This is a genomic window from Pontibacter flavimaris (genome assembly GCF_001907195.1).
Classification (GTDB): Bacteria; Bacteroidota; Bacteroidia; order Cytophagales; family Hymenobacteraceae; genus Pontibacter; species Pontibacter flavimaris.
Genome location: NZ_LVWA01000004.1, coordinates 548325 through 571699, shown reverse-complemented (window position 1 = coordinate 571699; position 23375 = coordinate 548325). Strand labels below are relative to the sequence as shown.

22 protein-coding genes are annotated in these 23375 nt (G+C 53.4%); 17 read left to right on the top strand and 5 right to left on the bottom strand.

What is annotated here, in order from left to right; all coding sequences use genetic code 11:
• Nucleotides 1–77: 77 nt before the first annotated feature.
• The 4 genes from A3841_RS07465 to A3841_RS07450 all read left to right on the top strand — a co-directional run bounded on the left by A3841_RS07465 (nt 78) and on the right by A3841_RS07450 (nt 2451).
• Complete coding sequence (locus A3841_RS07465; protein WP_073851669.1) at nt 78–1205, top strand: type III polyketide synthase; 1128 nt, start codon at nt 78–80, stop codon at nt 1203–1205.
• On the top strand, nt 1180–1887 hold the full coding sequence (locus A3841_RS07460; RefSeq protein ID WP_073851668.1) for a methyltransferase domain-containing protein: 708 nt from the start codon (nt 1180–1182) through the stop codon (nt 1885–1887). Before A3841_RS07465 ends, A3841_RS07460 begins: the two co-directional genes overlap by 26 nt.
• Before the next feature lie 212 nt (nt 1888–2099).
• Complete coding sequence (locus tag A3841_RS20700; protein WP_262502560.1) at nt 2100–2225, top strand: hypothetical protein; 126 nt, start codon at nt 2100–2102, stop codon at nt 2223–2225.
• 19 nt (nt 2226–2244) lie between these two features.
• The gene (locus tag A3841_RS07450; protein WP_073851666.1) at nt 2245–2451 is read left to right on the top strand and encodes a hypothetical protein; all 207 of its coding nucleotides are present in this window, start codon (nt 2245–2247) and stop codon (nt 2449–2451) included.
• 125 nt (nt 2452–2576) lie between these two features.
• On the opposite strand, the gene A3841_RS07445 is transcribed toward A3841_RS07450, so the two are convergent.
• Nucleotides 2577–3479, bottom strand: a complete 903-nt coding sequence (locus tag A3841_RS07445) for a histone deacetylase family protein (RefSeq protein WP_073851665.1) — start codon at nt 3477–3479, stop codon at nt 2577–2579.
• A gap of 526 nt (nt 3480–4005) precedes the next feature.
• Between A3841_RS07445 and A3841_RS07440 the strand changes: the two genes are divergently transcribed.
• The 3 genes from A3841_RS07440 (at nt 4006) to A3841_RS07430 (ending at nt 6188) form a co-directional block, all read left to right on the top strand.
• Nucleotides 4006–4638: a porin family protein gene (locus A3841_RS07440; protein ID WP_073851664.1), complete on the top strand. Its 633-nt coding sequence runs from the start codon at nt 4006–4008 to the stop codon at nt 4636–4638.
• 170 nt (nt 4639–4808) lie between these two features.
• On the top strand, nt 4809–5525 hold the full coding sequence (locus A3841_RS07435; protein ID WP_073851663.1) for a YceI family protein: 717 nt from the start codon (nt 4809–4811) through the stop codon (nt 5523–5525).
• 120 nt (nt 5526–5645) lie between these two features.
• The gene (locus A3841_RS07430; RefSeq protein WP_073851662.1) at nt 5646–6188 is read left to right on the top strand and encodes a DUF6992 family protein; all 543 of its coding nucleotides are present in this window, start codon (nt 5646–5648) and stop codon (nt 6186–6188) included.
• Nucleotides 6189–7060: 872 nt separating this feature from the next.
• On the opposite strand, the gene A3841_RS07420 is transcribed toward A3841_RS07430, so the two are convergent.
• The gene (locus A3841_RS07420) at nt 7061–7618 is read right to left on the bottom strand and encodes a type 1 glutamine amidotransferase domain-containing protein (RefSeq protein ID WP_073851660.1); all 558 of its coding nucleotides are present in this window, start codon (nt 7616–7618) and stop codon (nt 7061–7063) included.
• Between the two features lie 249 nt (nt 7619–7867).
• Between A3841_RS07420 and A3841_RS07415 the strand changes: the two genes are divergently transcribed.
• The 6 genes from A3841_RS07415 (at nt 7868) to A3841_RS07390 (ending at nt 15386) form a co-directional block, all read left to right on the top strand.
• Nucleotides 7868–10303, top strand: a complete 2436-nt coding sequence (locus A3841_RS07415; RefSeq protein WP_073851659.1) for a TonB-dependent receptor — start codon at nt 7868–7870, stop codon at nt 10301–10303.
• An 86-nt stretch (nt 10304–10389) separates the two neighbouring features.
• Nucleotides 10390–11574, top strand: a complete 1185-nt coding sequence (locus A3841_RS07410) for a PepSY-associated TM helix domain-containing protein (protein WP_073851658.1) — start codon at nt 10390–10392, stop codon at nt 11572–11574.
• An 844-nt stretch (nt 11575–12418) separates the two neighbouring features.
• The gene (locus A3841_RS07405) at nt 12419–13480 is read left to right on the top strand and encodes a hypothetical protein (protein WP_073851657.1); all 1062 of its coding nucleotides are present in this window, start codon (nt 12419–12421) and stop codon (nt 13478–13480) included.
• Nucleotides 13481–13549: 69 nt separating this feature from the next.
• On the top strand, nt 13550–14104 hold the full coding sequence (locus A3841_RS07400) for a hypothetical protein (RefSeq protein WP_139307906.1): 555 nt from the start codon (nt 13550–13552) through the stop codon (nt 14102–14104).
• 79 nt (nt 14105–14183) lie between these two features.
• On the top strand, nt 14184–14462 hold the full coding sequence (locus A3841_RS07395) for a YciI-like protein (RefSeq protein ID WP_073851655.1): 279 nt from the start codon (nt 14184–14186) through the stop codon (nt 14460–14462).
• Nucleotides 14463–14543: 81 nt separating this feature from the next.
• Nucleotides 14544–15386 (top strand): sulfurtransferase, encoded by an 843-nt coding sequence (locus tag A3841_RS07390; RefSeq protein ID WP_073851654.1) that lies wholly within the window; start codon nt 14544–14546, stop codon nt 15384–15386.
• Between the two features lie 52 nt (nt 15387–15438).
• On the opposite strand, the gene A3841_RS07385 is transcribed toward A3841_RS07390, so the two are convergent.
• Complete coding sequence (locus A3841_RS07385) at nt 15439–15816, bottom strand: hypothetical protein (protein ID WP_073851653.1); 378 nt, start codon at nt 15814–15816, stop codon at nt 15439–15441.
• Between the two features lie 269 nt (nt 15817–16085).
• Between A3841_RS07385 and A3841_RS07380 the strand changes: the two genes are divergently transcribed.
• The 4 genes from A3841_RS07380 to A3841_RS07365 all read left to right on the top strand — a co-directional run bounded on the left by A3841_RS07380 (nt 16086) and on the right by A3841_RS07365 (nt 18719).
• Nucleotides 16086–16700, top strand: coding sequence for a C40 family peptidase (locus tag A3841_RS07380; RefSeq protein ID WP_073851892.1), 615 nt, complete (start codon nt 16086–16088; stop codon nt 16698–16700).
• A 252-nt stretch (nt 16701–16952) separates the two neighbouring features.
• A complete protein-coding gene (locus tag A3841_RS07375; RefSeq protein ID WP_073851652.1) occupies nt 16953–17507 on the top strand; it encodes a YkvA family protein in 555 nt (184 codons plus the stop codon).
• 15 nt (nt 17508–17522) lie between these two features.
• Complete coding sequence (locus tag A3841_RS07370; protein ID WP_073851651.1) at nt 17523–17720, top strand: hypothetical protein; 198 nt, start codon at nt 17523–17525, stop codon at nt 17718–17720.
• 258 nt (nt 17721–17978) lie between these two features.
• Complete coding sequence (locus A3841_RS07365) at nt 17979–18719, top strand: M48 family metallopeptidase (RefSeq protein WP_073851650.1); 741 nt, start codon at nt 17979–17981, stop codon at nt 18717–18719.
• A 973-nt stretch (nt 18720–19692) separates the two neighbouring features.
• On the opposite strand, the gene A3841_RS07360 is transcribed toward A3841_RS07365, so the two are convergent.
• Both A3841_RS07360 and A3841_RS07355 read right to left on the bottom strand, forming a co-directional pair.
• Nucleotides 19693–19944, bottom strand: a complete 252-nt coding sequence (locus tag A3841_RS07360; protein WP_073851649.1) for an acyl carrier protein — start codon at nt 19942–19944, stop codon at nt 19693–19695.
• A 4-nt stretch (nt 19945–19948) separates the two neighbouring features.
• The gene (locus tag A3841_RS07355; protein WP_073851648.1) at nt 19949–23365 is read right to left on the bottom strand and encodes an efflux RND transporter permease subunit; all 3417 of its coding nucleotides are present in this window, start codon (nt 23363–23365) and stop codon (nt 19949–19951) included.
• Nucleotides 23366–23375 lie beyond the last annotated feature (10 nt).

The window sequence follows — 23375 nt, the reverse complement described above, 5'->3', positions numbered from 1 at the left end:
ATTGCCGTGTGCAGATCATCCGTTTCATACTTTCTCCTGAACGCGCAACACCAGTCCATACCCCGAACAGGTACTACATGAAAAGTTACATTTGCGCCATCGGCACGGCCAACCCGCCGCACAAAATACCACAAATGCAGGTGGCGGATTTCATGGCCGCCGCCCTGCAGTTCGGCGAGCAGGACACCCGCAAGCTGAAGGCGCTGTACCGCGTGTCGGGGATTGGGCAGCGCTACAGCGTGCTGGAGGATTACACCCGCCAGAACGGCGACTTCTCCTTTTATCCCAATACCCCCACCCTGGAGCCTTTTCCCACGGTGCAGCAGCGCATGGATGTATACCGGAAGCACGCCGTGGATCTATCAGAGGAAGCCATACGGAGCTGCCTGGAGCAGGCGGGGCCAACGCAGCTAAATGAACTGACACACCTGATCACGGTGAGCTGCACAGGCATGTATGCGCCGGGGCTGGACATTGAGCTGGTGGAGCGGCTGAACCTCTCGCCCTACGTGCAGCGGACGTCGGTGAACTTTATGGGCTGCTACGCCGCCTTCAACGCCATCAAACTGGCCGACGCCATCTGCCGGGCTAATCCGGAGGCAAAAGTCATACTTGTCTGCACCGAGATTTGCACCATCCATTTCCAGAAGAACCCGGAGCAGGACCACCTCGTGTCGAACGCCTTGTTTGGCGACGGGGCGGCAGCGGTGCTGATGCAGGGGCAGCCCTGCCGGCAGGTGAGCCTGGAGCTGCAGTCGTTCCACTGCGACCTGGCCCCGGCGGGCAAGCGCGACATGGCCTGGCACATCGGCGACACCGGCTTTGAGATGACACTCTCCTCCTACGTGCCCGACCTCATCAAGAAAGGCATCAAACAACTAACCGACAGGCTGCTGCAGGGGCTCAAAACCACGGTATCGGAGATTAACTTATTTGCCATACACCCGGGCGGGCGCCGCATCCTGGAGGTGATCGAGCAGGAGCTGGGCATGACCCGCCACGACAATCGCTTTGCCTACCAGGTGCTGCGCGATTTCGGCAACATGTCGTCGGCCACGGTGCTGTTTGTGCTCAAGGAACTGATGCAGACCCTGACACCGCAGGAGCAGAACGAGCCCGTGCTGAGCTTCGCCTTTGGCCCTGGCCTTACCCTCGAATCGATGTTACTCAAAGTACACTATGCACATGCTGAGGCAGCGGTCTGAGGAGCCGGAGCTGATGGACAACCTGACGCTGACGGGCGAGGAGCTGCGGCAGAACCTGGCCGAACTGGAGGTGATCAACAACTGGCTGGGCGGGCACAAGGTGGTGCTGGATGCGCTGGATAAACTGGTTACAAAGTATAAACCGCCCCGCCTGCGCATTGCCGACATCGGTTGCGGCGGCGGTGACACCCTGAAAAGTATAGCTCGCTGGGCGCGCAGCAGAAGTATAAAAGTAGAACTGGTAGGTGTGGATGCCAACGATTTTATGGTGCAATATGCCCGCCGCCACTGCAGTAGTTATCCGGAGGTGCAGGTGCAGCAGCACGACGTTTTCTCGGATGAATTCGCCCAACAGCAGTATGACGTGGTAGTCTGCAGCCTCTTTTGCCACCACTTTACGGATGCGCAGCTGGTGCGCCTGTTCCGGCAACTGCACCACCAGGCAAGTATGGCCGTCGTCATCAACGACCTGCACCGGCACTGGCTGGCTTATTACTCCATTAAGTATATCACGGCGGCTTTCTCCCGATCCTACTTAGTTAAAAACGACGCGCCGCTCTCGGTGTGGCGGGCTTTCAGGAGGCAGGATTTAGAGGAACTGGTGCGACAGGCAGGCATCGCAAAGTATAAACTGCGCTGGATGTGGGCCTTTAGGTGGCAATTGCTGCTGTATAAAGTATAAATTGTCCTTTTATATACTTCCAAGCCCTTGCAGGTGTTATCACCGGCAAGAAAATAACTGTTGCAGTACAAATGGTTGGTGAAAATACCAATACTGATAAGCAAAGTATGATTATTCCTTTTTATACTTTATTTTCAATATATTGAAAGAAAAAGCCAATGAACAAGTTTCTGCCCCTTCGACTCCATCTGTGGCTGGCACTTGCCTATACGTTGCTCGCGCTTATACTGGTTGCCAAGACAGGCACGGTGCCCACGCTGCCCGATCTACTGATCTTTCTGTTCCCACTCTTCATGTATGTCGTCCGGGTTGCCACCGGGGAGCGCCCGTCCTCGTAATATCTTCTAAAGTATACCCATGAGCAGACAAGCCGCTAACTTCTGGATTCTTTTCTCGGTCTCCGTCATTCTTTCGGCGCTGGCCATCACCATCTTCTTCAAGGCGTTGAAGGTTATCCTGATCGTAATCCTGACGCTGGCCCTGGCCCCGATTATTTACCTCCTCCTCCGCATGATCTTCCCGATTAAAAAGCGCGACGAGGACAAGTTGCGGGAGCGGGATTAGACCCGGCGAATGTCTGAATCTTTATATAGGGCCCCTACCCCAAGGATTTACAGGATGAAAGAATGCGCAGGATTGAAAGCCGGAAAAACATCTTCAAATAACTTTCTAACTCTCTAACCTTCTAACTAAAACCACAGCTGCTGCGCCAGACGAAACGTATTGGCGTGCGCCTCCACAATGTGCGCGATCTTTTCGGAGTAGCCGCCGCCCATACTTACCGTTACCGGCAGGTTGTTTTTCCGGCACAGCTCCAGCACCATGCGGTCGCGCTGTTTGCAGCCCTCGATGCTCATGCCCAGCTTGCCGAGCTTATCGGTAGCCAGCACATCCACCCCCGACTGGAAAAAGACAAACTCCGGCTCCACCTCGTCGAGCAGGCGCGGTAGTGTTTCCCGAAGTATGGCCAGGTAGGTTTTGTCGTCAGTACCCTCGACCAGCGGCACGTCCAGGTCTGATTTCTCTTTGTGGAAGGGATAATTGTGGCCGCAGTGCATGCTGAAGGTGAACACGCGCGGCTCGTGCTCGAAGATTTGCGCGGTGCCGTTGCCCTGGTGCACATCCAGGTCCACCACCAGCACCTTGTTTATACTTTTATACTTGAGGAGGTGGTTGGCGGCAATGGCGATGTCGTTGAGCAGGCAGAAGCCCTCGCCCCTATCGGTAAAGGCGTGGTGCGTGCCGCCGGCAATATTCATCCCGATGCCATATTCCAGGGCAAACAAACTGGCCTGCACGGTGCCGTTCATGATCACCACCTCACGCTGCACCAGTTGCTCCGAGAGCGGGAAGCCCGTTTTGCGGATTTCGGAGGGCGTGAGCTGCAGGCTACTTAGCCGCTCCCAGTAATCAGGATCGTGCGTGTCCAGTATAAACGGCTCCTCCAGCGGCTCGGGCGCGAATAAATTGTCATCCGTGATGGTGCCTTCGTAGAGCAGCTGCTCGGGCAGCAAGTCATACTTGGCCATCGGGAAGCGGTGGCCTTCGGGCAGGCTGTGGGCAAAAATTTCGGACCAGGCAATCTTCAACATAGCACAAAACTAACAAGAATCCCCGCTTCATGTTTAGCAAAAGCCATCAGAAAAAATGCTTGTCCTCATCCTAAAACCTAAAGAAGTTTAATCCAATTTACTTTAATTTACTAACGGCTGGTGGATAACTCCTGTAACCATTTCAGCTTAGTTGCAGATAAGCAGTTTTACGCTGTTTTCCTGTGGATAAATGTGGATAACTATGTTGATGACGCGTGTTTATCCACGAATTTATGTTAACTCCATGTTAAGAAGGGCTTCTTTTTCTGATATTTCGGTGAAATTCTGCCCAACTGGGGAAATTATCCACACTCCTGATAAATGTTGCCACACCCATCACAAGGGCTGATAGCACTTTTCCTATTCATCTTAAAGCACAAAAAAATCAGCCTCTCGCCAGCCGTGTTCCCGCCCTAAACTTTCCCAGCATTATTCCCTCCCCACGCATAACTTCTGCCGCAGAAAAAAGTATAAACCCTATATATAGCGCTATAAATAATAGGGCGCGGCATTTATACCCCGAGAGATGAAAAAGACACTTTTTGCGGCGCTGCTACTGCTTTGGTCGGTAACAGGCTTTGCACAGGACGAGACTGAGGGCCCCAACAGGTTTCTGCAGAACCACAACCTACTGAGCCGCTCGCCTAACGCAGGCATTGGTATTAAGGGCGGCGTGAACTTTGCCAGCGTGCACGGCAGCGACAAGGATAAATTCGGCGCCACCAGCAGCCACACCTCCTTCCACGCCGGGGTTTTCGCCCAATTCGGCATCAGCAACTTCTTCTCGCTGCAGCCGGAGCTGCTCTACACCCGCAAGGGCTACGAGCGCCAGGACTCGGTTTTCAGGCTGGATTACCTGGAAGTGCCGGTGCTGGCGGTGTTCAATATTTCCCGCAACCTGAGCGTGCACCTGGGCCCGCAGGTGGGCGTGATGATGTCGGTGAAGGAGGAGGACAAGGAGGTTGACCTGGAGCCCTACAACAGCTTCGACTACGGCCTTGCCGCCGGCCTGGAGGGCAGCCTGATGGAGAGGTTCAGGGTGGGCACGCGCTACGTGCACGGCCTGGGCGACCTGCGCAAGCAGGACGACAGCGGCAGTAACATAGACGAGCGCATTAAAAACGGGGTGATACAGGTGTACGTGGGCATCAGCTTCTAAGTGTTTCCCTTGTTGATAAAGGCAGCAAGAGCTCGAAGCACATTCGGGCCCTGCCATACTTTGTGGCGCGCGCTGGAAGTATAAAATATATCGTTTTGGCCTTCCGAAGCGTACGACAAGGTAAAACAGCGGCCTTTTTGGCAGCACGACATTCACCCGAGCAAACAAGTATGGGCAAGAGACTCCTACACCCCTTCCTGCAGCTGTGCCTGCTGCTTCTTGTGGCCAGCGCCTGCGACACCACCGTTAAAACCGACGAGGCGATGATTGGCGATGCCGTGGTGAAGAAGGAGCGCGCCGCGCCCACCGACACCTTTGCCATCGACACCACCCGCAGCAAGATAACCTGGATCGGGGCGAAGATGACCGGCCGCCACAACGGCGTGATTGACATAGAGCACGGCGAGCTGTACATGACCAACGGGCTGGTGACCGGCGGCAACTTGGCGCTGAACATGGCCACGGTGCGGGCAACGGACAGGACCATAGACGAGAAGAGCAACCAGAAGCTTACTGAGCACCTGCGCTCCTCCGATTTCTTCGATTCGGAGCGCTACCCCTCGGCCTCTTTCGAGCTGACCGGCATCGCCCCATACGACAGCACCGGCGCCAAGCAGGACGGCAGCACCCGCTACGACGAGCTGCGCATAAAGCACCCCTCGCACCGCATAACCGGCAACCTCACCATCCGCAGCCAGACCAGAAGCGTGTCTTTTCCGGCACGGGTAACGCTGGAGGACACGCTGCTGCGCGCCAGGGCCAACTTCAACCTAGACCGCACCAAGTGGGGCCTCGTGTACCGCTCCGACAATTCGCTGGGGGAGAAAACCATCCACCCCGAGGTTAACATTGGCCTGGACGTAGTAGGCACCCGGCGAAAACACTAGCCTGCAGCAACTTAAACCGCGGCCGGGAGGTATACGTTGCCGTGCCGCCGGCACAAACACCCGCCGCCGTATGCTAAAGCTGTTTTTTGTGCGTTCCTACTCATAAACCCCCGTTTACCTATGAGAAAACACCTCTACCTGCTCCCGTTGCTTTTTCTTGGACTCACGGCCGGCGCCCAGGCCCAGAGCCTGAGCCAACTTAACCAGGGGCAGGCGGGCACGCTGGAGACAGGTATGCTTGTGCTCGGCGGATGGGCTATCCTCAACATCCTCTTCAGTAGTTTTAAGCTGACGAAGGCTACGCGCAGCCGCAAGTACTTTTACCAGATGAACGTGTACTGGAACATCATCAACCTGCTGATCGCCAGCTTTGCCCTCTACGTTATACTTTCTAAGGACAATGCCACGCTTAGCCTTGCCGGGAGCCTGCAACTGCACGACTCGTTTAAGAAGGTGCTGTACCTGAGCCTTGGCCTGGACTTCGGGTTTATACTTTTGGGAGCTTACCTCAAAGAGCGCTCACGTGTCTCGATCAAGACGGAGCAGGTGCAGGGCTGGGGCCAGTCGATCATGCTGCAGGGCGCTTTCCTGCTGCTGCTGGATGTGGTGCTGGTAGTGCTGCTGGAACAGTATGCCGAGCCGCTTTTCCGGATGGTGCAGTAGGGGGAGTAAAGTGTAATCTATACTTTCCAGTTAAAACTTACTATTTACCCCTTCTGGCGCAAGTCTTCAGACTTGTGTCCTATAATGGTGTTGAGTTTGTAGCGCAACTGGCTCGCAGAGCCATATTTTATACTTGAGTTATACTTTTATACTTCTCTGGCGCAAGCATCCGCTTGTGTCTTCCATAGCCCCTGCTTCCTTCCTCTTGAACTAAGCTATCCTTGCTAGCTACCGCTGATCCTGTAGTTCCCACAAACCTACTGTTGCATCTCTTGCTTTGGCTCCCTCTAGCCCGGGAGGGCTCGTCCTTTGGCATCGCGCTGTGTTCCCTCCTGCCTCCGCTGCGCTACGGCTGCCCTTGACGGGCACCGGATCTCACAAGGCGCTCAACCCAAGGACTGGGTATTAGTTCGATAGCCACTGCTTTAGCGACGGAGCAAGTGGAAGTGATTTTATACTTTGCCCCTTTTGTTCTTAGTTACAAAGTCTTTCGTTCGAAATCCCCGATAGATCCCGATAGATCTCTCGCCCTGCTCGAGATGACAGGGAAGTATAACAAGTATAAATTCCTCTCTCTGAAGGAGCGGCTTTATACTTGTAGGGACAGGCCGCGACCTGTCCGCGAGGTAGCGGCTGCCATAATACTTATACTTCAGCATCAGTAACTGCAGAACTCCCCTCCTTAGATAAGTCTCGGATCCCGGACTTGTTCCGGGAGAGGGGCTAGGGGTGATTAAATAATACCACTGGCGGAGCTTCAGCCAAGTCCCCCTTTGAAGGAAACAGGAGTGAGCTACATCTCCAAAATACAAAACAAGCCGCACTTTGAAGTATAAAGTGCGGCTTGTTTCAGTTATAAAGTATAAACCGGCTTAGCGGTTGTGCTTCCCTTCGGCGAATTCTTCTACCATTTTTTTGTTAAAGGCCGGGATGTCGTCGGGGTTGCGGCTGGTTACCAAGCCCTGGTCCACCACCACTTCCTGGTCTACCCACTCGGCGCCCGCGTTTTTGAGGTCGGTCTGCAGCGTATGGTAGCTGGTCATTTTGCGGCCCTTTACTTTGCCGGTTTCGATCAGCGTCCAGGGTCCGTGGCAGATGGAGGCTACCGGCTTGCCGCTCTCCATAAATTTGTTCACAAAGCTCACCGCCTCCTTGTTGCCGCGCAGGTGGTCCGGGTTCATCACGCCGCCGGGCAGCAGCAGGCCGTTGTAGTCTTCTGCCTTCACGTCGCTCAGTTTCTTGTCCACCTTAAAAGTATCGCCCCACTCGGTGTGGTTCCAGGCTTTAATTTCGTTGTTCTTGTTTGGGGAGATGATATGCGCCTCCGCGCCTTCCTCCTGCAGGGCCTTTAGCGGCTCTGTTAGCTCTACCTGCTCAAATCCTTCTTCTACCAGTATCGCAATCTTCTTTCCTTGCAGTTTATTTGCCATTGTTAAGTCTGTTTTAGTGGTTAAACATGTCTTATGTAGCTAACGGTTAAGTACGTCTTTTGTTAACCACACCTTGCTGCTGCTTCACCCTTTAATCTTCAGCTTTGCTAATATTTTAGTAGATTTTATTTGCGGTTCTGCGAAGCTACAGCTAAGTTTGCGACACTATTTGTAATTAGTCTAAATAAACAAACTCCCATTGCAGGATAGCAGACGCACTGCAGGAGAGGCTATAAAATCAACCGCTATATGCTTAAAAAGTATACTTTACTTGCCCTACTGCTCACGCTCTGCCAGGTTGCGTGGGCCCAAAGTACCAGCTCAGTTAGAGGAAAGGTGCTCGATGGGGACGGACAGCCCGTATCCGCGGCCAGCGTGGTACTGGAGAACACCCGCTACGGCACCATGACCGATGAGGAGGGCAACTTCGAGATTAACCGCATCAGCAACGGCACCTACCAGGTGCGCGCCATACTTTTGGGCTTCGACTGCAAGCCGCAGCAGGTAACGCTGACGCAGGGCGAAACGGAAGAAATTATACTTTCGCTGCAGCAGAAAGCCAGTCAGATATCGGAGGTGGAGGTTTTTGGCGTGAGGGACAAGCAGCCCGAGAAGCTGGACGCCATCACCCGCCTGCCGCTAAAGCCGAGCGAGCAGATTCAGAGCATCTCCGTGATCTCGGAAAAACTGATCGAGCAGCAGGGCGCGCTCACCGTAATTGAGGGCGTGCGAAACGTGCCGGGCGTTTATACTTACGCTACCTATGGCGGCGTGCGGGAAAGCATCTCCTCGCGCGGTTTCCGCGGCATTCCTACCCTGAAGAACGGGGTGCGCGTGATGACCGACTTCCGCGGTGCCGGCTTCTCCACCGACATGCAGGGCGTGGAGAGCGTGCAGGTGCTGAAAGGTGCCAGCTCCGTGACCATGGGCGCCGCCACCGACCTGGGTGGCCCGGGCGGCATCGTGAACATCGTGACCAAAACGCCTAAGTTCGAGAACTCCGGTAGCGTGTCGTTGCGCGCAGGCAGCTGGGGCCTGATCCGGCCGACGTTTGATGTGCAGCGCGTGCTGGATAAGGGCAATAAAGTAGCCATCCGTTTGAACGGCGCCTACGAGAACGGCGGCAAGTTCCGTGACCATATGGACAACGAGTCGTTCTACATTAACCCCTCTTTGGAGTGGCGGCCCAACAACCGCAGCACCCTGACCCTGGAGATGGACTACTTTAAAGAGGAGCAGGGCATTGATGTGGGTACCGTGAACCTGTCGGTGGGCAACAAGGAGAACCAGATCTACGACCTGCCAGCGGAGCGCTTTTTAGGCTTTGCGTCCGATAAAACCGACCTGAAGCATGCGACCTATACCGCCCGCTATAACTACAACATCACCAACAATGTATACGTGCGCGCCGCCATCTTCAACTCCAACTACAACTACGACGCCGTGAAGTCGAACCTGTCGGCTTTGAAAGCCGATAAGGAGACGGGCGTAAACGTGGACCAGGTGAACTGGTACCGCCGCTCCATTGCGCACAACTCTTCCCGCGAGGACAACAGCACCGTGCTGCAGCTGGACCTGGTGGGCCGCAAAATCGAGACCGGCAAGATCAACCATACTTTCCAGGTGGGCGTGGACTACCGCTACATCGACCTGTTCCAGCCAACCTACAACTCTATCGCCATCGATGAGATCAACGTGTTTGATCCGGCCGCTGTGCGCAACAAGCTGCCAGAGAATGTGCCAGCCTTTGAACACACCGGCGGCACAAGGGCGTACGATTACCGCTTTGGCGCCACGTTCCAGGATGTGATCCAGTTGACGAAGTGGGCCAGGCTATATGGCGGCGTGCGCTACAGCACCAACAAAACCAGGGACGAGGGCGAGGAAAGCGCTACTACCGAGTTCTGGAACCCGCTGGCTGGGGTGATGTTCACCATCAAGGACGGCCTCAACGTATTCGGTTCCTACACCAACAGCACCAATCCGCGCTCTGCCTCGGTGGTAGACGTGAACGGCGACCCGCTGGGTGCCGAACGCATCGATCAGTTGGAGGCCGGTATCAAGTCCGAGTGGTTTAACGACCGTCTGCGCTTTAACCTGACCTTCTTCAAGATCAACAACAAAAACATGAACCTGAAAGCCTTTGCCGTGGATGAGAATGGCGTTGTGCTGGAAACCGGCTACTACACGAAAGGCGGCAACGACGAGCGCAAAGGCATAGAGGTGGAACTGACAGGCCGCGTGCTGGAGAACCTGGAGATCGTGACGGGCTACTCCTACATCGACGCGCAGTATAAGGACCACACCACCTTTGTGCCGGGCTCCGCGCCTAACAATACGCCAAAGCACACGTTTAACGCCTACGCCAACTATACGTTGAGAAACGGGCTGCTGCAGGGCCTTAACTTCGGTGCCGGCGCCTATTACCTGGGCGAGCGCCCTTACAACGACTGGACTGTGGAGGGAGTGCAGTACCACAACATTGAGCCAAACACCGCACCCTGGTACAATAAAGCCTATACTATTGTGAATGCCCAGATCGGCTACGAGTTTAAGAAGCATTGGGGCGTGCGGGCCCTGTTCAACAACGTGTTCGACACAGTGGGGTACGATGCCTACCGCAGCAACTTCATCGACAGAATACAGCCCAGAAACTTTTCCGGGGTAGTTACCTACAAGTTTTAATTAGATCGATTCCAGATAACAAAAAAGCTACCGATATTTACCGGTAGCTTTTTTAGCAGCCTCCTACTCCTACATTCCATAACACCATGAAAAAGTATACTTTAAGAAACCTGTTTAACGATGTGCACCTGTGGCTGGGCATTGCCAGCGGCCTGGTGCTGTTTGTAGTATGCCTCACGGGCACGATTTATACTTTTAAGGAGGAAGTGGAGGAGCTAATGGCCCCCGAGAAGTATACCGTGGAGGTGCCGGCCAACGCAGAGCCCATAGCCACCAACGCCCTTATCGCGGAGCTGGAGCAGGAGCTGCAAGGCCAGGTGGTAAGTATAAGTATACCCGGGGATAAAGCCAGCTCTTATAGTATAAGCGTGGCCCCTGTTGCCGCAGCGGGCGCTAAAAAGGCTGAAGGCGGCGGAAGACCGGCCACATACTTTGTTAACCCCTACACTGGCCAGGTGGTGGGAACACCCGAGAGCGCCACGGCGGAGTTCTTCACAACCGTAATGAAGCTGCACCGCTGGCTGCTTTTAGGCGATAGCGTTGGCCGCGTTATCGTGGGCGCCGCCACCATCATCTTCACGTTCCTGGTGCTGACGGGGCTGGTGCTGTGGTTCCCCGTGAAGCGCAAGAACTGGAAACAGGGCCTCAAGATCAAGACCAACGCCAAATGGAAGCGCGTGAACCACGACCTGCACAACACACTGGGCTTTTACTCCTCCATCCTGCTGCTGATCATGGCGCTTACCGGCCTTTGCTGGTCGTTTGAGTGGTACCGCGACGGGCTGAGCAGCGTGATGGGCGCCGAGGTATTTAAGGGCCGCAAAGAAAAGCCCATGGCCATTGCCGCCGCTGCCTCCACCGCCACCCCGGAAGATTACATCCAACAGGCCAACCTGCTGCTGCCCTACGCCGGCGACCTGCGCCTCTCGTTGCCAGCCGATGACACGACTGCCGTTGTGATCCAGAAAAGCCAGACCGGATTCTTTGCCCTGGCCGCCGCCGACAAGGTACAGCTCAACAAGCACAACGCCGAGCCGCTGAAGGTAGAGAAGTTCGCAGACAAACCGCTGAACAAGCAGGTCGTGGGCTTAATAAAACCGCTGCACCTGGGCAACGTGTATGGCACCTTCTCCAAGATCTTATACTTCATCGCCTGCCTCGTGGCCACCAGTTTGCCAGTTACCGGCACGATGATCTGGATTAACAAGCTGCGCAAAAAGAGCAAGCCTAAAAAGCAGGCCAGGTACGGTACTGCCCCCGTGGCGGGTTAAGTATGAGTTGAGTTAGGATAGATTGGTTTCAGCCTCTGCCACCATGTATGGCAGGGGCTTTTTTTATCATCCGTGATTTAACAGGTATAAACGCTTATAACCGTTTACATACGGATAGCCAGAAAGCGCCTTAGTTTCCCTCCCGAAGGCACGAATTAATGCCGTGCGAAACAGAAGAGCAAAGCACACAATACCAACACAAATGGCTGATTACAAACGAACTGCACCAAGCGTATTAATTTTATTGCAGCACTCTCCGGTTTATAGTATATTGAGTTTTCCAGCTGCCCTACTCTACTAATTTAAGCGCGGAAACAAAACCTCCGCACATAGTGCAGATAACCGGAATAACTCCTTATACACGATAGTTGGCGGTCATTGAAAAAACTTTTTACCAGCTGGAACGGCAAAAAAAAGAATCAGCAAGAGAAGCAGAAGTAAAAGAAAAAATCTGCTTGAGTGACTGATGGAAACCAGCAGGAGAATTGAATAGCTTAGCAGAAGTCGTGAACGCCGCCCGACTTTCATCGGCTAATGTTGCAGAAGAGGAATTGACGTTGCGTTTGAGCAAGAATTGACCAGCGACGTTTGCAAACCGACTTTTGGAATTGCGTTTTCGGCCTGTTTTTCAGAAATCAAGCCAAAACTGGACGGACTTATAAAATGAGTAAAATGCTCAAATTCCTGTTTTCGGGCTATTTTCCCAAAATCAGGTCAAAAACAGAAATAGAAAAACGCGCGGGCAAAAATAAAAGAACAACGTCCGCCAACAATGTATAAAAATCATCTCGGCCGACGGCCTTCGCCGTTTTTTATACTAGCCGTTGGGTGAAATTAGAATAAGATGGATAAAGAGAAACAAGAAGAACATTTTAGTAGTCCAAGCTGGGTCACATACCTTACGCCTTTTACTTTAATTGTACCCGATGATGAAGAACCACTCAAGGTTGAGTTAGATGAAATCAATTCTAATACATACAACCATGGGAAGTTATGCAAGATTGTTAGCTCTTTGCCAATAGACTCATTTGATTTTGAATTAATCATCTGCTATGATGGTGCACTGGCTATACCTAAATACAGTACATTCTCTGAGAAGGAAAAAGCAGTTGACTTTTTTAACAACTTATTCTGTAAAATACTACTTGGGGGAATTTATTGTGAAGCGGTAGATAGAAGAGACATAGTTAATGGAAAACTTCATAAACAGAGCTTCATCTGGCCTGTAGATTTTGGAAATAGTGCTTCTACTCACTTACATTCAAAGCTGAGAATGAAGGTCGCAAGTAATATGGATAGCATCATTCTTTCTAATCCAAATTACATAACTGTTAGCGAATTCCATAAAACAATAGATGCGGGTAATAATATACTTTCTAAAATAAATAACTTAACTCCCAAGTTTTTGGTGAGAGGGGTAACAGAAATAACATACCGGAATTGGGACTTAGTATTATCTAATTTATGGATTACTGTTGAACAATTGATAGATTTTGTATGGAATAAATTTTATCTGATAGGCACACAATATCATCCTAAACACCCAATTTCTGGAAGAATTAATTCACTTAAAAATGATAGCAGAACGTGGAGTACCTCTGTAAAACAAGAAATTATGTACCAAAATGGTATACTGGATGAAGGTATAATTTCAAAGCTATACCCTGCCAGACAAGCAAGAAACAAACTTGTTCATGAAGGTAAAGGAGTATCACAACAGATAGCTCTTGACTTGTATACTGCTGTACAACTTCTTCTTAAGAAGGCCTCAGGGCTTGAGCATATCTCTTTTCCAGATGTTGAAGAAAGTTCATGGGAATCTTTGTCAGATAAAAGCGACTTTTCCTTAGAAGACTTTCATGCTTGGAAGGAAGTGAAAATGAAAAATACACCCAACAAAGTATAGCAGTCATGCTTCGGCTGACGTCTCGCCTTCTGCTATACCAACACGTTAGGGGCAAGCATAAATAATAAAATGGGAATTACCGCTGACATAAAAAGAATAGTTCTTACATCTACAGCTTGTTTTGTAGCGTCAGCAATATACTTTTCTATTCCGAACAACAACATTAATTCATTAAGCCCATTTCTTTTTACTCTGGCTATCATCTTGACTAACACGGACAGACTTAAAATAGAATTATATAAAGCAACTTTGATAGGGTTGATACTTAATTTAGCAGTTTTCTTCATTACCGTATTATCGACAATTGGATTAGGCCATATCATGGGGAAATACTCGATTCTGTTCAGCTCCTCGATTGCGGCAGCGCTTATGTTTCTAGTAAACAGCCTTTATTTAAAAATGGGAAGTTTTAAAGTCGGATTGGCAATGACGGCGTTACTTGCCTTTTTTTCTTTACCAGTTATAGAAGGGTTAAGAATAAACTTTCCAAATTTAGATGTACCAATTGCCCTTGCTGTAGACCCTAGCTATTTCTTCATCAGTTGGCAAACTTTGGCTGGACTGGGAATTAGTATTGGGATTTGGTTAAAAATAAAAGAAATGCCTGCCCCTAACATTTTATAAAAATCATGCTACGGCCGATGGCCTTGCCCATTATTTATACTAGCCGTTACCCCAAACTATAAATCATTTACACATACCTATGTACTACATCCTTTTCTACAAAACCACCGAAGATTACCTCGAGAAACGCGGCGCTTATCGCCCCGAGCACCTGGACCTGATCAACAAAGCACACGCCAAAGGTGACCTGGTAATGGCCGGTGCCCTGGCAGAGCCTGCCGACGGCGCCGTTTTTATCTTTAAGGGCGATACCACGCAGGCTGCCGAGGCCTTCGCCAACAACGACCCCTATGTAAAGAACGGGCTGATTGTGGAGTGGCAGGTGCGCCCCTGGAACGTAGTAGCCGGCGGCGAGTAAAAGCAAAAGCAGCTGTTCCGGGCGTAGCCCTGCTATCCGGAACAGCCATACGTCAACTACAATAACCCATAAGCTAAAACTATGAAGCCCATCATTACACCACAGGAACTGGCAGCGCTCATCCAAAACGGGGCACCCATACTTGTAGACGCCCGCTCCGGCCCCACCGCCCGCGACAAGTATAAAACCGGGCACTTGCAGGGCGCGCAGTTTGTAGACCTGGAGCGCGACCTGGCTACGCCTCCGGCCAATGCAGCTGAGGGCGGCAGGCACCCGCTGCCGGATATAGCAGCGTTTGCGGAGTTTCTGGGGCAACTGGGCATACAGCCCGACAGCCATGTGGTGGTGTACGATGATGTGAGCGGGGCCAACGCTGCCGCGCGTTTCTGGTGGATGCTGCGCGCTGTGGGCCATGAGAGCGTGCAGGTGCTGGATGGCGGGTACGATGCCGCCGTGGCAGCCGGGATTCCGGTTAGCAGCCAAACGGAGCAGCCAACGCCACAACCGCCTTACCCACAACACGGCTGGCAATTGCCGGTGGCATCCGTAGAGGAAGTGGAGCAGGCGGTGCAGCACCCCGGCAAACTGGTGATAGACGTGCGGGCCGCCGCGCGCTTCCGGGGCGAGGTGGAGCCGATTGACCTGGTGGCGGGCCACATTCCGGGCGCCGTGAACATTCCCTATACTTCTAACCTCGACAGCCAGGGCTTTTACCTGCCGCAGCAGGAGCTCCGGGCAAAGTATGAAGCGGCGCTTGGCAGCCGCAAACCGGAGGAGGTGATGGTGCACTGCGGCTCCGGCGTTACGGCCTGCCACACGCTGCTGGCTATGGATTACGCCGGTCTGGAGATACCCAAACTATACGTGGGCTCCTGGAGCGAGTGGTCGAGGAGTGGCCGTGAGGTTGCCACCGGGGCAGAGTAAAGTATAAATTATTAAAGTATAAAAGACGATAGATAGGGCGGCACGTGCTGCCCTATTCTGTTTTCTTGGTGTCGATAGGCAGCGGGGCCACTTTGGGTGTGATGGCGCTGGCCGCCTTGAGGGATGGGCTCAGGTGGCGGCGGTGCTTCATGCCTTCTAAACGTGCCTCTACCTCATACTTGTTGTTGTAGTAGCCCACCCGCCACGACTCCTGGAGGTACAGCCACAGGAACCGGAATAAGCCGTGCTCCCTGAACTGGCGGATATGGCACAGCTCGTGCGCCAACCAGCCCTCGTCCTGCAGGAAGGTATCGCGGCTGACGCCGCTCAGGTGAATGGTTTTGCCCAGCACCATGGCCACGTTGTTGCTCTTGAGCACCATGCGCGCAATTCTGGCAAAAAACGAGCGTTCTACAACTTTAAAGTCCATCGGTTAACCTGAAAAATAGTACTTGCCGGGAGGCTATACTTACCTTAGTATACTACGCCGACAGCCCCTAAAGTTACCTGCCTGCGGCAGAAATTGCGCAGCGCTGGCTCTGAGGCCCTGCTTAAACATTTTATACTTAGCCAGGTATAACGTATTTTTGCACCGATCGGGATGCGCCGGCTCCCCGGGCAGCACCTGCTGCTGAAGCCGGAACCATAATTTAACGGCAGTGCCTGGCCGCTTCGGCGACCTGGAACTTGCTTCGCTCTATGAAAAAAGCAACCATACTAAGTGCCCTGGCGATCCTGTCGCTGGTGCTTTCATACTTTTACGAGGTGGCCCCGGCCAGCGAGCCCGCCCCGGAGCAGGCCAGCCTGGTGACGCCTTACGCCATCAACACTCCCGAGGACATGCTCCGGGCCATTGAATGGCAACAACCGTTGCCCGCCGAGGAAGCCGAGGAGCCACGCGAGGAGTATTACGTCAAATCGCTGGGCCTGAGGTTCCGGAACCCTGATTACCGCGCGTTGGTAGAGGCCGCCTCCAAATGGGTAGGCACCCCTTACCGCTACGGCAGCAGCAGCAAGCGCGGCGCCGACTGCTCCGGCTTTGTCACAAGCCTGTTTCAGGAGGTATACGGCATCAACCTCAGCCGCAGTTCCCGCTCCATGTTCCAGGATGTGGCCCGCGTACAGAAGGACAGCGTCCGCACCGGCGATCTTGTGTTCTTCCGCCGCAGCGCCAAAAGCCCTATCTCGCATGTGGGCATCTACCTGAAAAACAACAAGTTCATCCACTCCTCCACCAGCAAGGGCGTTATGGTCAGCTCGCTCTCGGAGCCATACTTCCGCAAGCGCTACTTCGCGGCAGGCCGGGTAAACTAGCGGCACCTTGTTTGATCCGCCCATACTTTGGGCGGGCGGCTCCTCCTCAGGATACAGCTCTTCCGCCATACAGGCAACCAAACCCGCTCCTGTCCCGCACGCTAAACCTTGGTCCTCCTCAGCTTTTTATCCTCCCAAACCATAACAATTTTATAGGGAGCAAGTATAGGAAGGTTACCGTTTGTTTACGAAAATTGCAGCCAAAATGCCCCAGGCAAACAGCGCGGGCACAACACGTATAAGCAACACAAGATGACAGAAAATAAAGGACCGGAAGGCAGGAAGGTGGCCGAGAGCCCCATATTTAAAAAGTTACTGGAGAAGGCAGAGGCTTACCTGAAGCACCCCTCAGAGATAGCCAGGCTGATAAGCGAGACCCTGAAGAAAGCCACCGCCAAGAAGGGCGTGGGCGCCATAGCCGGCGAAGTATGGGAGAACCTGCAGCTGCTTACGCGCATGCTGAAGGCTGCCAGCTCCGGCGAGTACAAGGGCATCCCTACGGCTACGCTGGTTGGCGGCGTGGCGGTGCTCATTTACTTCCTGATGCCGATAGACGTGATTCCGGACATGATTCCGGTGATTGGCCTGCTGGACGACGCCAGCCTGCTGGCCTGGTTTATGGCAAGTATAAAAACCGAGCTCGATAAGTATAAAGAGTGGGAGGCCACACGCCCGATAAGGGTAAACCCAGCAGACGCGGGGCACCACACGCCCGAGAAGCACGACGCCGATGTCTCGTTCGGCACGCCCAAGTACAGCGACCGCTCCGCCGGCGACATCCAGACCGAGACTAAACCAGGATACTAAAAACATACTCATACTATGGAAGCAAGCAAGAAAGGCAAGGACAAGAAAGCGAAAGGCCAGCAGGAGGAGGAGAACCAGCCGCAGGCGCACCACACCTCGCAGGGGCACAACACCCAGGCGCATGAGGAGTCGCAGCGGGCCGCTACCACCGACAGCAGCCGCGAACCTAAAAACCCGAACGACGACCTGCCCACCGGCGGCAACGTTCGTTAAGGCACCAACCTCACCAGAGCAGGAGCGGCAGGTCAGATAATGGCCTGCCGCTCCTGCTTTCTTGTACTTTGCTCAGCTAAAACACCTTGCACAGCAATGTTATTATTTCTGTTTTTCTTATCCTCTATCTTTAAAATATATAACAATTTAAATACATTAATTTAAATAAAAAGCTGCAAAAGCTTCTGCGTCAGTCTTTTTTTAATTGAATTATTATCTATCTTTGGCCAAAGAATTTTGTACTTTAACTTTTAGCCAGTGTCTTCATCATTCTTACGTCTTACTTCCGTCAATCTGCATATCGACGGGATCGGAAAGGTGCTGTTTGAGCGGAGCGACAAAGCTAAGCGCCTGAGCATCAGCGTCCGGCCCCTGAAGGGGGTGCGGGTAGCGGTGCCGCCGCACATCAGCTTTGAGAAAGCAGAACAGCTCATCTACACCAAGGCCGACTGGATCAAAGAGCATCAGACGCGCATGCAGCAGCAGGAGCAGCAGGTAACCGTGTATGACCACAACAGTGAGTTCAGCACCAGGTACCACGCCCTGCGTTTGCTTACCCATGCCCGCTACGACATGCGCTGCGTTATCCAGAACGGCCACATCAACGTATTTTATCCTGCTTTCAAGGAGGTCGGCGACCCGGACGTGCAGAAGTTTATCCGCAAGTCCATCGAGGAGGCGTACCGCAAGGAGGCCAAGCAGTACCTGCCGGAGCGCGTTGCCTACTTCGCCGACAAGTTCGGGTTTGAGTACCAGAGCGTGTTCATTAAGAACGCCAAAAGCCGTTGGGGCAGCTGCTCGCACACCAACAACATTAACCTGAACCTGCACCTGATGCGCCTGCCCGACGCCCTCTGCGACTACGTGATCCTGCATGAGCTGGCGCACACGGTAGAGAAAAACCACGGCCCGCGCTTCTGGTCTTTGCTGGACAGTGTTTGCGGCAACGCCAGGGCCCTCGACAAGAAACTGAAAGCCTACAGAATCTCCATCTTCTAGAAATTTGCCTATTGCGCTACTCTACTTACTTGATTTATACTTCCTGATTGAGAACAAACTGGCAACTGCCCACGAGGCTGCTGCTCAAAAGTATGACTGCGCCCTCTTTTTATAGTTGGCCGCACCATAAAAGCGCCGCAGGCTAACCTGCAGCGCTTTTTGTTTTTAGTAATATAGTTTGCCATCTCAGGTTTGCGGAGCCATGGTTTGGCTGCTCCGGGTTTTACCCCTAGTTTTACCCCTCCCCAGCCCTCCCCTAAGAACAGGGGAGGGAGCTAGTACCGGGTCCAACCACCCCTTCCCCTCCTTGTCCAAGGAGGGGAGTCTGTAATTGCTTTGGCTAAAGTATAAGTTCTATAGCTGCTGTTCTCGCGCGGACAGGTCGCGACCTGTCCCTACAAAGTATAAATCTCTCCCCAGCCCTCTCCTAAAAACAGGAGAGGGAGCTTATAGCCGCAGCTATCGAATCTGAACCCAGTCCTTGGGTTGAGCGCCTTGTGAGATTCCGGTGCCCGTAAGGGCATTGCGACGTTAGGAGCAAAGGAAGGGAACACAGCGCGATGCCAAAGAGAGTTTACCCCGATGCATATCGGGGAGCCCTCTCGGGCTTGAGAGCACCAAAGTATGAAGTGCAATGGTAGGTTTGTGGGAACTAGAGGATCAGCGGTAGCTAGTATGGATAGCTTGTATCAAGCGGAAGGAAGCGGCGACTAAGGAAGTATAAGTATGATTAAAGTATAAAGTAACGCGGATTAGGAAATCCGCAGCAGCTTTGATTCCGGACAAGGATGTCCGGAACAGCGGAATAGTCTAAGTATGGAAGTATAGCTAAAGTGTAGAGTATAGACCAGCAAGTACAGAACAGGCACAAAGTATAAGGCACACACCCTCAGCACCTTAACCCGGGCGCTAAAAGCAGAAACCCCGGAACCTGAGTCCCGGGGTTTCTGCTTGCAAGTATAAAATCTTCTGATCAGCTGGCTTTCTCTATCGTGTGGGTCGCCACAAAATCCACAAAATCACCCACGGTGTCTATCGGCACCTCATCCGGAATAGTGATCTTGAAGTTCTTCTCCAACTCCAGGATAATGTCCACCACGTCTACGGTGTCGAAGCCGAAGTCCTTCAGCATTCTGTCTGCCCACAGGCGATCCGGTTTAATCTCCTTGGTTTTGCTAATGATGCGGATGACCTCCTTCTCAATAGCGGTATCTGTTATAAGCATAGGTTTATAGTGTGTATTCTCTAACTTTTCCATTTACCTGCTGCTCCTCCAGCTGTTGCAGCCTGAGGACACGGCGTTTCTTTCTTCCGATCACTTTGTCTTTCAGCTTCTCGTTCAGCAGGTACATCACCGGCACGATCAGCAGGGTTACGATTGTGGCAAAGCTCAGGCCAAAAATGATGGTCCAGGCCAGCGGCCCCCAAAACGCCATACTGTCGCCGCCCAGGAAGAAGCCCGCCTCAAACTCCGTGAACAAAGTATAGAAGTTAAGGTTCAGGCCGATCGCCAGCGGGATCAGGCCGAGGATGGTGGCCGTGGCCGTCAGCAGCACCGGGTTCAGGCGCGTCTTGCCCGCCTCCACGATGGCCTCCTTCAGCTCCCTGCCCTCATCGATCAGCAAGTCCGTGAACTCCACAATAAGTATACCGTTCTTCACCACGATGCCGGCCAGCGCCACAATGCCCACACCGGTCATAACGACAGACATGTCCATGCCGAAGATGGTGAAGCCCAGCAGCACCCCGATGATGGAGAAAAGCACCTCCGAGAGGATGATGAACGGCTTCGACACCGAGTTAAACTGAGTTACCAGTATCAGGAAGATGATGCAGAAAGCCGCCACCAGCGCCACCAGCAGGAACTCGAACGTCTCCTGCTGCTCCTCCTGCTCGCCTCCCATACTTATCTCGAAGCCCTCCGGCGTCTCAAAGTTCTGCAGCGACTGCTGTATCTGCTGCACCACCTCGTTGGCGTTGTAGCCATTCAGCACGTTAGACTCCAGCGTCACCACGCGCTTCAGGTTCTTGCGCTTGATGCCGCCATACGTGTTGGTGTACTCCAGCGTAGCCACCGACGAGAGCGGGATCTGGCGGATGAGGCCCGAGTTCATGTCGCGGTAGGTGATGCGCATGTCCATCAGGGCGTCTATGTTCTCGCGGTAGGGCTTGGCATAGCGCACCTGTATCGGGTACTCTTCCTCATCCAGCTTAAACTTAGAGGCCTCGGCGCCAAAAATAGCCGTGCGCACCTCCTGCCCTATCTGCCCCGTGCTGATCCCCTCCCGGTTGGCCCTGTCGCGGTCTATGTTCACCACGATCTCCGGCTTGCTGTCTTCCAGGTCGGAGCGCAGTTCCTCTATGCCCCCAATCTGCTGCTGGTCCAGGTACTGCTCTACTTGCTTCGAGAGCACGATCAGGTCCTCAAAATCCTCCCCGGCAATCTCAATGGAGATCGGCTTGCCCACCGGCGGGCCGTTCTGCTCCTTATCCACCGTAATATCCACCCCCGGTATGCCTTTCACGGCCTCGCGTATGCCAGCCAGGTAATCCGTGGTCGAACTCTCGCCAGTCCGGTCTTTGTACTCCACAAAGGCAACGGTAACCTTCCCTTTGTGGGATTGTGCGGTGGTGGAGCGGTCATTCTCGTCTCCGGCACCTATGGCCACGTTCGAGATAACGGACTCCACATCGGAATTATTTTCTCCTATCACGCTGTAGATCCGCTTCTCCACAATCTTCGTCACCGAGTCCGTCACGGCCTGGTCGGTACCAATCGGCATGTTGATGTAAGTATAAACAAAGTTCGGGGCGCTGTCTGGGAAGAAGCCTACCTTGGGCGGAAACAGGAACGTGATGATAACAGAGAAGAACAGCAGAAGAACCGTTCCCGCAAACACGCCTACCGGCCGCCAGCCTACCAGCATCCAGCGCAGCAGCCTTTCGTAACCCGACATAAAGCGGGGCAGCACGCGGCCCTGGAACCCGGCGATCAGGCTATTGAGCACAAACTTGTTGAGCAGCACCAGCAACACCAGCAGCAGTGCCAGATTAGCCGTGCCATACCAGCCTGCGATATAGCCAATAACCGCCACGGCAAAGCCTATACCCGTCAGTACCCAGAAACGCTTGCTGCCGCGCGGCGCGGCCGCCTTCGCATCGTGCTTCTCCATGAAAGACACGGCAAAAACCGGGTTGATGATAAAGGCCACCAGCAGCGACGACAGCAGGGTAACGATGAGCGTGATCGGCAAAAAGAACATGAACTTGCCCACTATGCCCGGCCAGAAGGCCAGCGGCAGGAACGGCGCCACCGTGGTCAGCGTACCGGCCAGCACCGGCACAAACACCTCGCCGGCAGCCACCTTGGCCGATTTCACGACGCTCAGGTTGGAGGTATGGTAAATGCGGTGCGTGTTCTCGATCACCACGATGGCATCGTCCACCACAATACCCAGGGCCAGCAGGAACGAGAAGAGCACGATCATGTTCAGCGAGAAGCCGAACGTGGGCATCAGGATAAAGGCCAGGAACATGGAGATCGGCACCGAAAGCCCCACAAAGATGGCGTTTGTGGTTCCCATAAAGAACATCAGGATAAGGGTTACCAGCACAAAACCGATGATGATGGTGTTGAGCAGGTCGTTCAAGGTATGGCGCGTCATCTTGGACTGATCGCCGGTGAGGGTGATGTTGAGGTCACTTGGGAGCGCGGAGCCCTGCATCTCCTCTATGGTCTCGCGCACCTTGTCGGAGGCCTCGATCAGGTTCTCGCCGCTGCGCTTGATGATATTCAGGGTGATAACCGGCTCGTTGCCCAGACGCGCGTAGCTCTCCTGCTCCTCAAAGCCTTCCCTCACCTCGGCAATGTCTCTCAGCTTGATGTTGGCCCCGCCCAGCGACTGCAGCACGATGTCGCCGATCTTCTCCGGATCGGTGTACTGGCCTACTACGCGCACCGAGCGCTTGGCCTCGCCCACAGTAATGTTACCGCCCGAGATGGTCATGTTCTCACGCGCGATGGCCGTGGAGATATCGTTGAAGGTGACCTGGGCCGCCTGCATCTTGTAGAGGTCAACGTTTACCTGCACCTCCTTGTCCAGGGCGCCCACCATGTCCACGCGGGTAATCTCCGGGAAGGCCTCAAACCGATCCTGCAGTTCCTCGGCATAGTCCTTCAGCTGGTCCAGGCTATAGTTGCCCGACACGTTCACGTACATGATCGGGAACTCCGAGAAGTTCACCTCCTGCACGTCCGGCTCGCGGGTGAGGTCGGTGGGCAGGTCGGTGCGGGCCTTGTCCACGGCGTCCTTCACCTGCTGCTTCGCATCCGACACCTCCACATCCGTGTTGAACTCCACCACGATCATCGAGAAGTCCTGCATGGAGTTGGAGGTAACCTTCTTCACACCGGAGATGGCCTTTATCTCCTTCTCGATCGGGCGCGTCACCAGGTTCTCCATATCCGACGGCGAGGTGCCCTGGTAAATGGTACTCACAAACATCGTCGGGATCACGATGTCCGGGAAGTTCTCTTTCTGCAGGTTAACATAGGAGAAGATACCCGCCAGTGAGATGATAATGGTGATGATATAGATACTGGTCTTGTTATCGATCGACCAACTGGTTGGCTTAAACTCTTTCATAGTTTTATAC